This window comes from Oscillospiraceae bacterium, from assembly GCA_015065085.1.
Classification (GTDB): Bacteria; Bacillota; Clostridia; order Oscillospirales; family SIG627; genus SIG627.
In genome coordinates, this window is record SVQW01000003.1 from 53017 (window position 1) to 65884 (window position 12868).

Sequence of the window (12868 nt, forward strand, 5' to 3'; positions counted from 1 at the left end):
ATGAAAATCAAAAATGTTTTTAACTCCCGCAAATTCAAATACGGCTCGGTTGCTATGATTTTTTCTGTCGTGTTCATAGTGATGGTTATTGTTGTAAACCTTATTTTTACCGCACTTGACGACAAATACAATCTCAAATATGACATGACCTCCTCGGGCATATTTACCATCACAGAAGCGACTGAAAAAGCACTCGGAGACATTGACACAGATGTCACCATAAAATTTCTTGAGCCTATCGACAAGGTGGCTGAAAATGACCTTGGAAAATACATCAAGGAATGTGCCGAAAGTTATGCTCAGAAATTCACCAACGTCAAGCTTGAATATGTAGACATGGTGCGTTATCCCGCGCAGATAAACAAGTACCGTGAAAGCGGAGAGATAAAAACCACCTCGGTGATAGTAGAAAGTTCACTGCGTTACAGGGTGCTTTCGCGCGACAGCTTCTTTGTTAACGACGGGCAGTATTATGTGGGCTTCAATGGCGAAAAAAAGCTGACTTCCGCCATTCTTCAGGTAACAAATCCCCGTCAGCCGGTTGTTACCTTCACACAAAATCACGGCGAAACAGTACCTGCCTCAATGCTGGAAGTATTCAACAATGCAGGTTATCTGGTCGAGCGAAAGGATATTTCGGTTGAAGCAATAAATCCCGACACCGAAATAATCGTAATCAACAACCCAACCACCGACTTCTTCGGTCTCAACACCGCGAAAGAGGGCGGTGTATCCGAAATAGAAATACTCAACGACTACATGAACAGCTTTAAACACGTTATGGTATTTCTTTCGGCAGACAATACCGCTCAGCTTCCCGAACTTGAGGAGCTTCTTGCCTCACGCGGAATCAAGGTAAACCGAGGAAGCAAAATCAAGGATATGGGTGCCGCCATAACCCCGGACGGCTACATTTCAATTGCACAACCGACCGGCGAAATGTACGGAAGCATGCTCACAAAGGGCGTTACCGGCAGAACAATTGTGGCAAACTCCGCCCCCATAGACATACTGTTCACCGACAAAAGTGTTTCGGAGGATGGTGCATATGTGTACACCTACGATACAATTTATGTGGATCCGGTGCTTTCCACGACCGCAGAAGCAGTGGCTTCAAACCATGATGAAACAGAATCAAAAGGTCCATTCAACACCATGGTGCTTTCCTCAAAGTACGATTATGTGAACAACGAAAAAACCTACTCGCATCTGCTTGTGGCATCTACCGATTCGTTTTCAAACTATATCGGCTCAAACAGCTTTGGAAATGAGGATATTCTTTATAATGCCATGACCGTAATGGGTCAGGAAAAAGTTCCTACCGACATTGGTTACAAGCTTTTCGACAACAGTATGCTTGAAAAGATAGATCAAGAGGCAGTAACAAGATGGTCATGGTTTCTCATCGGTGCAATTCCTCTTGCCATTGCCGCATCCGGACTTATTGTTTGGCTGAGACGGAGGCACAGATAATGTTGAAGAAGTTCATTCCGATTATAGTAACCCTTATTGCAATTGCAATCCTTATACCAATTTACCTTTTCATAATTCAGCCTGCTTTGGACGATGCAACCGACGATACTCCAAGTGTGGGTTCTCACGGAGAAATGCTCAGCAACCAGGGGCGCCCTTTCATCATCAATCCCATGGACGAATCCCAGCTCAATACCATCAAGGTTACAAATGCTTCAGGCGGATTTGAATTTTTCCGTGCAGCTGACGGCGAGATATATCTGCGCGGTGCAGAACAGCATCTTTACAACACCGAGCTGCAAAAACAGCTTTATACCAACACCGCCACATATCTCCTGGCAATGGAAAAGCTGGAGCAGCACGACGAGCTTTCGACCTACGGACTTTCGGCAGAAAACCTCTCCGCAGTTGTCGAAATAACCGACGAAAGCGGTAATTATTACCGTCTTATCATTGGCGACAAGCTGGCAACCGGCGGCGGATATTACGTTATGCTGGACGGCAGAGATGCAGTGTATGTAGTGGATACAATGTTGGAGCAGTCTGTATTTTGCAGTGCAAAAGATTATATTTTCCCGCTTATGGTGCCTGCCATCAGCCAGAATGACTATTACTCCATAAGCTCCTTTTCCCTTAAAAAGAATGGCGAGCAGTTTGTGGATATCGAAAAAATGACCGCCGAAGAAGAAAGTCAGAGTGTGATTTACGGTCAGTACAAAATGACCTATCCCACAAATTACACGCCCTCCGCGGAGAATATGACCATCATACTTCAAAGCTTTATTGAATTTACCGCAGACAAAGTGCTGGATTACGACATTGACGAAGAGAAGCTGGCATACTACGGCTTTAAAACAGGCATGAAGTATGAAATCAATTACAGCTACAACGGCGTCAACTATGTGCTATATTTCAGCGGAAAAACACACAATGGCACATACTATGTATACTCGCCTCTGTTTGACCTTATCGGAGAAATATCCGAGAGTAAGCTTCCTTTTCTCGAATGGGACCTTATAAAGTTTGTCGACCGCAATATTTTTATGATAAACATTGATAACATTGCAAGTATTGATATCACCTACCCCAACGGCTCCGCAACATTTGCACTGACAGGTGAAAAAGAAGCTCTTTCTGTCACACTCAACGGCAGCAAGGTGGACACACAGAACTTCAGGTATTTTTACAAATCACTCCTTTCCATTGTAATCGACGGATATGAAGCCATGCCCGAAAGCATTCCTCCCTCAATGACATTACAGCTCACAACGCACAACAATCAGGTTATGAATTTTGATTTCTATGAGGTGGGAAGTCTGAAAGCCTTCTTCACGTTGAACGGAAAAGGAGAATTTTACGTTCACCGCGACCACCTGCGTACCGTTATCAGCAATCTTTCTAAGCTTGCAAGCGGCGAAAAAATCGAAGCTTAATAAATAATAACAAACAAAAAAGTCTTTCGCATATGCGAAAGACTTTTTTATCTGTTACATATTATCCGAAATACTTAACGCCGGATTCAAATATCTTTTGGTCCTTATCACCGGGAACATTAAGTGCCACATAATCGCCACGGCGCTCGCTGTGACCCATTTTACCAAGCACACGTCCGTCGGGGCTGGTAATACCCTCAATTGCATAATCGGATGCGTTGGGGTTAAAGCGGATATTGAGTGTAGGCTCGCCCTTCTCGTCAACATACTGTGTTGCTATCTGACCGTTTGCAATAAGCTTTTCAGCCATTTCCTTATTTACACAGAAGCGTCCCTCGCCGTGAGAAATAGCCACAGTGTAAACATCGCCCACATTGACACCCGCAAGCCAGGGAGACTTAACGGAAGCAATACGTGTATTTACCATCATGGACTGGTGGCGTCCGATGCTGTTGAAGGTAAGAGTAGGATCATCGGGCGACATCTGAGCCTTGATTTCGCCGTAAGGCAAAAGTCCCAGCTTAATAAGAGCCTGGAAGCCGTTACAAATACCCAGTGCAAGACCATCGCGGTTATACAGAAGGTCGTTTATCGCCTCAGCTATCTTGGGGTTGCGAAGCACAGAGGTAATAAACTTACCTGAACCGTCCGGTTCATCACCGCCGGAGAATCCGCCGGGGATCATGAGTATCTGTGAGTCGGAAATCTGCTTTGCAAGCTCGTCGATGGACTGCTCTACAAAAGCGGGAGTAAGATTTCTGAATACAAATATTTCGCCGTTTCCGCCCGCACGGTCAAATGCCTTTTTAGTGTCATATTCGCAGTTGGTACCCGGGAATACGGGGATTATAATTTTTGGCTTCACAAAAGAGGTTTTGGGCTTGAGAGAGCTTCTCTCGGTAAATTTATACGCCTCGACCTTTTCGTTCTTTCTTTCAAGCTGTTCCACACTGTGGATGGGGAACACTTTTTCAAGAGGCTTTTCCCATTCCTCAATAAGCTTGTCGAGATTCATGGCTACACCGCCGAGAGTTATGCAATTCTTATCCGTGGTGTAAGCAATAAGCTCGCCGTTGATATCATCGTCAGTTTCAACGATAAATCCGCCGTAGCAGTTTTTAAATAGTGCCTTGGTGTCACCTGCGACAAAATCAACACCGATTTTATTACCAACAGCCGCCTTGAATACTTCATCAAATGCGCCGCCGAAGCCAATGGAACGCGCGGTGAGAAGCTTGGAATCTGCCGCCAATGCATGAACGTACTCAAACAGTTTCTTAAGGTCATCAAATACCACTACACCGTTTTCGTCATACTTTGGAGTCAGCATATAAATCTTGCTGCCTGCTTTTTTGAATTCACCCGTAACTATACGGCGTGCATCAAACGGAGCGATAGCGAAAGAAACGATAGTAGGCGGAACATCAATCTTTTCAAATGTGCCCGACATACTGTCCTTACCGCCGATAGCCGCTATTTCAAGCTCGCACTGAGCCTTGAAAGCACCCAGCAATGCCGCCATAGGCTTGCCCCAACGCAGAGGATCGCCCGAGGTTCTTTCAAAATATTCCTGGAGTGTAAGCCAGGTATCCTTATAGGAAATACCCGCCGCAACAAGCTTGGATACAGATTCAACAATGGAACAGATACCGCCGTGGAAGGGGCTCTTCTCGCACACATAGGGGTTGAAACCATATGCCATTACGGAAGCTGTTGAGGTTTCCTTATTCATTACCGGAATCTTAGCCGCCATGTACTGAGAAGGAGAAAGCTGATATTTACCGCCAAAGGGCATTACAACGGTGGAAGCACCTATGGTGGAGTCAAAACGTTCTACCAGACCCTTCTGGGAACATATATTAAGGTTATTGAGATACTTATATACACTGTCTGCAACGTTTTCGGTGTCAATTTCATCCGAAAGACCGTCGTACAGACCCTCTTTATTCACCTTGGGAATAGCGATATCGGTATTCTTCGGGGCGCCATTGGAGTTAAGGAACTCACGGGAAATATCAACAATGGTCTTGTCGTTCCAGTTCATTCTCAGACGCTTTTCCTCAGTAACACGTGCTACGGGAGTAGCCTCAATGTTTTCGCCGTTTGCAAGGCTTATAAACTTATCTGCGTCCTGTGCCGCAACAACTACCGCCATACGTTCCTGTGACTCGGAAATTGCAAGCTCGGTACCATCCAGGCCCTCATATTTTTTGGGAACTTTGGAGAGGTCAATAATAAGTCCGTCCGCAAGCTCACCGATAGCAACAGAAACACCGCCTGCACCAAAGTCGTTACAACGCTTGATAAGAGTAGTAACATTCTTATCGCGGAACAAGCGCTGAATCTTTCTTTCTTCCGGTGGATTACCCTTCTGAACCTCTGCGCCGCAGGTAGTGATGGATTCAACAGAATGTGCTTTTGAAGAACCGGTGGCACCTCCGCATCCGTCGCGTCCCGTTCTTCCGCCGAGAAGGATAATAACATCGCCATCTGCAGGAGTCTCACGACGTACATTTTCAGCAGGAGCCGCACCTACAACTGCACCTATTTCAAGACGTTTTGCAACGTAATTGGGATGATAAAGCTCATAAACACCGCCTGTTGCCAGACCTATCTGGTTACCGTAGGAGCTGTAACCTGCCGCCGCACCCAGAGAAATTTTGCTCTGAGGAAGCTTACCTTCGATAGTCTTATCAACAGCCAGTGTAACATCAGCCGCACCGGTTACACGCATTGCCTGATATACATATGTTCTTCCCGACAGCGGGTCGCGGATTGCACCGCCAAGGCAGGTCGCCGCACCGCCGAAGGGCTCGATTTCGGTGGGGTGGTTATGAGTTTCGTTTTTGAACATCAACAGCCAGTCCTCCTGACCGTCCGCAGTGTCCACCTTTATTTTGATAGAGCAGGCATTGATTTCCTCAGATTCGTCAATGCTTGCAAGATGTCCTGTCTTTTTAAGGAATTTAACACCCATGGTGGCAATATCCATAAGCGTAACGGGGCGTTTGCGTCCGCCGTAAACGAACTCTCTCTTTTCAAGATAGCTCTTGAATGCCTCGTATATCACTGCCTCGTCAATATAGGCATTCTGAATGGCAGTAGAGAAAGTGGTGTGACGGCAGTGGTCCGACCAATATGAGTCGATAAGACGAAGCTCGGTCATGGTGGGATTACGCTGTTCGGTTCTGAAATAGTCACGGCAGAACTTTATATCGGCCTCATCCATTGCCAGAGAGTACTTCTTTATAAAGCCCACAAGCTCCTCATCGGAAACAGTTATAAATCCGTCAATGGAAGCAACTTCTGTGGGAATATCGAATTTCTCATTAAGAGTTGTTTTTTCTTCAAGAGAAGCCTCACGGCTTTCCACCGGGTTAATAAGATATTTTTTTATTTTATCAAATTCCGCATCGCTTACGTCACCGGACAGAATATAAATTCTTGCGGTACGCACAACGGGTCTCTCTCCGCAGGAAAGAAGCTGGACGCATTGTGCGGCGCTGTCCGCGCGCTGGTCGTACTGACCGGGCAGATACTCGGACGCGAAAATTCTGCCCTTGTATTCGGGCATTTCAAAATAAACATTATCGACCTGAGGTTCAGAAAAAACGCTGGCGCAGGAAAGCTCGAAAATATCCTTCTCAATTCCCTCTACATCATATCTGTTAAGAACTCTTACATCGGTAAGAGAAGAAACAGACAGATTTTCTTTTAGATCGTTATAGATTTTATGCGCTTCAACAGCGTGTATTCCGAATTTTTCGGTATAAACTCTCCAAACCATTTTGTATATCCTTTCAAATTGAAATTAGTCTGAACACAATACATTATAGTATAACATAATATACTAAAAAAAACAAGATACAAATTCAACAAATATTATATTCCCGTAACCCTTCGGGCAATATCAGCCGCAAGCCGGGCTTCGTTTTCCGTAATTTTCTCAAACGATGCCTCAGGATGAAGTCCCAGAGGAGCCGAGCCGGTAAGCGTTCTGAACCACACCTGCGCCAAAAGGTAGGTAGGAAGCCCCGTCGCCGCATGGAATGTGTCGGCATGGACATCTTTATCCCACAATTTATTAAGCTCCAGCATTGCTTCTCCCGACGGTATTATGCCGTCGGCATTTATTTTTTCCGCTGCGAGGTTATAACACTCAAAAACTTTTTTGCTCATTTCTTCCATGGAGTTGAAGCCCTGCTCCGCAAGGCGCTTGCTCCCGTCAGCATAGCCCCAGGTCTGATGTATGTAAAGCTTTGCATGCGGACAGACTGTACGTACATACTCCGCAAGCTCGTTTATATACGGGTAATAACTTTCGGCTTTTGCGCTGAAATGGCTCGCCTGCTGAAGTGTAACAACCGTCCAGTCATCGCTTTTGAGTGCTTCCTCAATAGTGGTTATAAGACCGGTAGAATTACCGTTAAGATAAAACGGGTTAACTCTCGCACTTGATTTCATGTTGTTATAATGAGTTTCAAGCGAGCATCCGCCGATGTAAAGATTAGCAGTCTTCATAGGAACACGGTCGGCATAACCAAGCTGATACAGATAAGTTTGTGCGTTATGGGAAAAGCTGTTTCCTATTGAAAGAATTTTAAGCATAAAAATCTCTCCTTACATAAAGCTGTCGGCAGTAATGAATTCATATCCGTTTTTGTGAAGCACATGTGACATGGTCATAATCTTTTGGGAGTAGTCAGGCTGATATGCATAATAATCGGAATAAAAATACTGCTCATGATTTCCGACGGAAATAAAGGAAGTTCCGTTTCTTTCCTCAAGTATTCGTTCAATATCCGCAAGCGTATAAAGATTGAGGCAGGGGCCCACACCTCTTGCTCTGAACTTCATAGCGGTGTAGTCGTCCGTCAAAGAATTATTTTTACCTATCAAAGCATCATTCTGTGCAGTTGAAAGATGGTTGTACGCACATGCGGACGAGCGGATACTGATATTGGCACCGGGGCGTGTATAAAGTCTGGTTTCGGGCTTGCGGTTCTGCTTTATGCGTGCACCGTGACCATACGGCAATACGCTATCGTCGCCCGTAAATTCTGTGGTTTCGCCGTCACTGCAGTAAATAAATTCAAGTCCGCAGTCTTTAAGCGCTCTGCATCCTTCTTTGCTTATAGGAAGCCAGTGAGGAACAATTGCACGTGAAATGCTCTTTTCACCCGCAAAACGGCGGATCTCATCAAGAATCTGCATACAATTCTGCTTGACATCATCATATTCGGCATTTATATACGGATAATCGGGGAATTCCTGCTTTGCGTGAAAGGTCATTTTAAGCCAATCGGAAGCCTTTTCAAACTCAGACTTATATTCATCCGTCATATCACTGAGAGTAAACTCGTCATTACCGTAGAAAAAGTCGGTGCGGTAAAAGAGATTGAGCTGAACGGTAAGTCCGTATTGGTCGTGAGCCTTTTTGAGGGTATTCATAAAAGGATTGTCAAACATGGACTTGGGACGAAGTCTTGTCAGGTCACGCATGACCCAAATTACATCATCGATAAAGAAATAAGCCTGTTTTTTCATTTTATTCTCCTCACTTTTATATTAAAACATGGACATTTGATTTGTTTCGGAAAGGTTCTTTGTAACCCCCAGCTTTCTCAAGACCTCAATAACAGCTTTTGTAACACCGCTTTTTATCCGTAAATCTTCAATGGAAAGTATCTCATTTCCGCTGTGCATGGCATTATATATACTCTGTGCAGCATTTTCGCCCAAACCGGCAATGGAGGAAAACGGCAAACGCATCTTTCCGTTTTCCGGCAAAAAATCGTATGCTGCCGACTTATTAAGGTCAACGGGCAGAATTTCAATTCCGCGTGAAAGACATTCGTTTACAAGCTGCATTGTACTGTACATCGCATTGTCCTTCTGAGTGTTTTCACGCTCGGGATCGGACAGCATTTTTATTACATTTCTCACACTGCTCTTACCGCCCATTACTATTTCCGCATCAAATCCGCCCGGAGCGACAGTGAAGAACGCACAGTAAAATTCAAGCGGCATATGCACCTTGAACCAGGCAAGACGCAACGCGGAAATAACATACGCAGCTGCATGTGCCTTAGGGAACATGTATTTAATTTTCTTCGCAGAGGCAATGTACCAATCGGGAACATTATTCTCCCTCATTACTTCCTCGTATTCGGGCTTAAGTCCCCTGCCCTTACGGACATCCTCCATTATCTTGAATGCCGTTCCGGGTTCAAGACCCTTAAGCATAAGATAAACCATTATACTGTCACGCGTTCCGATAACGTCCGAAATGGTACATGTTCCGTCGCGTACGAGGTCCTGGGCGTTTTTCAGCCACACGTCCGTTCCGTGGGAAAGCCCCGAAATCTGCAAAAGGTCAGAGAAGCACTTTGGCTTACAGTCAATAAGCATCTGTCTGGTAAAATCCGTGCCGAATTCAGGCAGACCGAAGGTACCTACCTCACTGCCTATATCCTCCGGCTTTACCCCGAGAGCGGATGTATTCAGGAAAAGGCTCATAACCTCCGGGTCGCTCATTGGGACATCAAGAACATTCATCCCCGTATAGCGCTCCAGCACCTTGTATTTGGTGGGAACATCGTGTCCGAGTATATCAAGCTTAAGTATGGTATCGTGCAAATATTCAAATGCGAAGTGTGTAGTGATTACACCCGAATTCTCATCCTCGGCAGGATGCTGAACGGGGGTAAAATCATAAACATCCTTATCGCGCGGAACAACTATAATTCCGCCGGGATGCTGACCCGTCGTGCGACGTACACCTGTACATCCGCTGACAAGACGATCCTCCTCAACACGGGAAATAACGGTTTCGTGGGCTTCAAGATACTTTTTGACAAAGCCGTACGCCGTTTTATCCGCGAGAGTACCAAGAGTTCCTGCTCGGAACACGTTTTCCGCACCGAAAAGAACCTCGGTATATTTATGTGCTTCCGCCTGAACATCACCCGAAAAGTTAAGGTCAATATCAGGGGATTTATCGCCTTTGAAGCCCAGAAAAGTTTCAAAAGGAATGTTATGTCCGTCGCGGTACATGGGCTTTCCGCATTTCGGACAGTTCTTAGGCGGCATATCAAAGCCCGAGCCGTATGCGCCGTCGGTAACAAATTCGCTGTATTTACAGTCAAGGCACAAATAGTAAGGATATAGTGGGTCAACCTCGGATATTCCTGCCATAGTCGCAACAAAGGAAGAACCAACCGAGCCTCGCGAACCCACAAGATATCCGTCCGACTCACTTTTTGCGACAAGTCGCTGTGCAATCACGTAAAGCACCGCAAAGCCGTGTTTTATAATGGCATCCAGCTCTCGCTGCAAACGTGTCTGCACGATTTCGGGAAGCGGGTCGCCGAATTTTTCCTTTGCGTGCTTGTAGCACATTTCAGTCAGCTCTTCTTCTGCACCGGGCATCTTCGGAGTATAAGTACCCTCGGGAATAGGGCGCACCTCTTCCACCATGTCCGCGATAAGATTAGTGTTGGTTATTACCACCTCACGAGCAGTTTCCTCGTCCAGATAGTCAAATTCTGCCAGCATTTCGTCTGTGGTGCGGAAATAAAGCGGGGTTTCTCTGTCTGCATCCGAAAACTTCATACCTGCAAGAAGGATTTTTCTGTATATGCTGTCGTTGTCACGCAGGAAATGTACATCCCCTGTGGCAACAACGGGCTTGTTCAGTGATTTTCCTATCTCAATTATCTTTTTATTAATTCTTATAAGCTCTTCACGGTCTGCAACCTTGCCTTCGTCTACAAGGAACTGGTTATTACCCAAAGGCTGTATTTCAAGATAGTCGTAAAAAGAAGCTATGTTCTTAAGCTCATCGTCATTTTTGCCGTCCAGAACCGCTTTATAAAGCTCTCCCGCCTCGCAGGCAGAGCCGATAATAAGTCCCTCACGGTGTTGCTCCAGAACTGTTTTGGGGATTCTGGGGTGACGACGGTAGTAATTCAGATAGGAATAGGACACAAGCTTATAAAGATTTTTGAGTCCCACAAGGTTTTTAACCAGAATTATCTGGTGATATGTAGGTAATTTCTTGGGGTCTGCCTTGGCACTCATGTTCTGCACCATTTCGGACAGTGATGTAATACCCTCCGATTTGAGCTTTTCAATCATTTTTTCAAAAACATGTGCCAGCATTTCGGCATCATCGTCCGCACGATGGTGATTGGCATGGGGCAGTTTATAATAGTCCACAAGTCTTTCAAGACTGTGGCGATTAGTATCGGTGTTTACATAACGAGACAGTGCCAATGTGTCGAGATAGGTGTTATCAAGCTTTTTACCGCATTCCTCGGCAGCAAGCTTCATAAATCCCATATCAAAATTTGCGTTATGAGCTATCAGCACCCTGTCACCCGCAAATTGCATAAAGGCGTCAAGCGCCTGCTCCACCGATTGGGCATCAGCCACCATCTCGTCGGTAATACCCGTGAGCTTTACAATATCCTCAGGTATAGGCATGCCGGGGTTTACAAAGGTATCAAATCTGTCCAGCACCTCGCCGCCTCTGTACAGCACGGCGCCAATTTCGGTAATACGGCAGTTTCTGAGCGAAATACCGGTGGTTTCGATATCGAATATTATAAACTCAGAATCCTCCAGCGAGCCGTCCATTTCTCCGTACAGCGCTCTTGCCGTATCATCGGCAAAGTATGCCTCGACACCGTAAATCAGCTTCATCCCGAGCTTTTCCGCGGCAAGCATCGCCTGCGGATACGCTTGCAAAGTTCCGTGGTCGGTTATCGCAACCGCCTTATGTCCCCAATCCTTTGCCGTCTTTACAATAAGCTCAGGCGGTGTCGTGGCATCCATGGTGGACATATTGGTGTGAAGATGTAATTCAACACGTTTTTCCTCTGCCTCGTCCTTTTTATACACAGGTTTAGCAGAGTAAATAGCTGTGGGGCGGACAATCAGTTCGTTGTCAAACTTATCTCTGCCAGGTTTACCGAACACAAGCACACAGTTATCTCCGTCGGTTATATCCTTCGGGACAGACATTTTCTTTTTGTTGGGGTCAACCTCTTCCTTGGGAGCAAAAAATTTAAGATGTGCAGAAGCAGCATCGTCCGTCACCTTGATAGATGAAATATATTTATCCCCCGTACGGTTTTCGCGGAATTCCTGCCCGAAAACCTTTCCGCAGAAAGCTACCATCTGCTGGTCATCAGTAATGGATGCAATGGGAATTATTTTATTCTGATTAATATTTTTAAGTTCTTTGCCGTATAAAAGCTGAGCATCGGAAATATCAAAGGTCATAAAACCCGAATGAACTATTCCGTCATCCCCTACCTCGAAGGTGACTTCCTTGTCAGGATTCTGAACCTTGAAAAACGAACCTGATTTATCCTCAAACACAGGCACCGTCTCGGCAGTGTTGTCCGACGGCGGAATGTAGGTATACTTCAGTTCCTCGGGTATCTCACGGTTGAGATATTCCTCCATATTGAATTCCTCGATGTTTACGATTTGTACCGAAACATCAATGCCGAACTCATTTTTTATAATACGACTCAGCATATTCTGGCATCCGCCTTTGTCCGGCAGTGTAGCATAGCCGTGGGCGCATTTTATCGTGAGAGCACCGTCGGAATATTCCGCCTGTGCGTCCTCAAAAAAGCCGTTTGCAAGAACAGTGTTACGTCCCAATTCGATTATAAGCTGTTCGTAATACGACACATCAAAAAGCTCACCCGGATACTTAGGCATTATAAACACCGAGTTCATTTCGTAAGCTTCTTTTATTTCCTGCTCCAGCTTGTAGAGCTTATTTTTATCGACAATTTTTTCAAATTGCAGGTCAATTACCATATCCCGCTTTTCCTTATTGTAGCGGATGGCAAAGTCCTTGATTCCTTCAATTACATCACGAGCATTTATACTCGGGGAAAGTTTGTGAAATTTTTCAAGAAAGGTCAATGTTTTCGTCCTTT

6 protein-coding genes are annotated in these 12868 nt (G+C 45.4%); 2 read left to right on the forward strand and 4 right to left on the reverse strand.

Annotated features, from left to right (window positions below; translation table 11 throughout):
• Positions 1-1473 carry a hypothetical protein gene (locus tag E7588_03960; protein MBE6688419.1) on the forward strand — a complete coding sequence of 491 codons (1473 nt, stop codon included), beginning with the start codon at positions 1-3 and terminating at the stop codon, positions 1471-1473.
• On the forward strand, positions 1389-2906 hold the full coding sequence (locus tag E7588_03965) for a DUF4340 domain-containing protein (GenBank protein ID MBE6688420.1): 1518 nt from the start codon (positions 1389-1391) through the stop codon (positions 2904-2906). The genes E7588_03960 and E7588_03965 overlap by 85 nt, the downstream gene beginning before the upstream one ends.
• Positions 2907-2967: 61 nt before the next feature.
• Here E7588_03965 and E7588_03970 read toward each other — a convergent pair whose 3' ends face one another.
• The 4 genes from E7588_03970 to E7588_03985 all read right to left on the reverse strand — a co-directional run bounded on the left by E7588_03970 (position 2968) and on the right by E7588_03985 (position 12854).
• The gene (locus E7588_03970) at positions 2968-6693 is read right to left on the reverse strand and encodes a phosphoribosylformylglycinamidine synthase (GenBank protein ID MBE6688421.1); all 3726 of its coding nucleotides are present in this window, start codon (positions 6691-6693) and stop codon (positions 2968-2970) included.
• Between the two features lie 95 nt (positions 6694-6788).
• Positions 6789-7514, reverse strand: coding sequence for a DUF4886 domain-containing protein (locus tag E7588_03975; protein ID MBE6688422.1), 726 nt, complete (start codon positions 7512-7514; stop codon positions 6789-6791).
• A gap of 12 nt (positions 7515-7526) precedes the next feature.
• Positions 7527-8453: a hypothetical protein gene (locus E7588_03980; protein MBE6688423.1), complete on the reverse strand. Its 927-nt coding sequence runs from the start codon at positions 8451-8453 to the stop codon at positions 7527-7529.
• Positions 8454-8474: 21 nt separating this feature from the next.
• Positions 8475-12854, reverse strand: coding sequence for a PolC-type DNA polymerase III (locus E7588_03985; protein MBE6688424.1), 4380 nt, complete (start codon positions 12852-12854; stop codon positions 8475-8477).
• Positions 12855-12868: the final 14 nt, after the last annotated feature.

Excerpts from the sequence above, each read along its gene's own strand:
- E7588_03970 (MBE6688421.1), bottom strand. The coding sequence starts at position 6,693 with ATGGTTTGGAGAGTTTATACCGAAAAATTCGGAATACACGCTGTTGAA.
- E7588_03980 (MBE6688423.1), bottom strand. The coding sequence starts at position 8,453 with ATGAAAAAACAGGCTTATTTCTTTATCGATGATGTAATTTGGGTCATG.
- E7588_03960 (MBE6688419.1), top strand. The coding sequence starts at position 1 with ATGAAAATCAAAAATGTTTTTAACTCCCGCAAATTCAAATACGGCTCG.
- E7588_03965 (MBE6688420.1), top strand. The coding sequence starts at position 1,389 with ATGGTCATGGTTTCTCATCGGTGCAATTCCTCTTGCCATTGCCGCATC.
- E7588_03975 (MBE6688422.1), bottom strand. The coding sequence starts at position 7,514 with ATGCTTAAAATTCTTTCAATAGGAAACAGCTTTTCCCATAACGCACAA.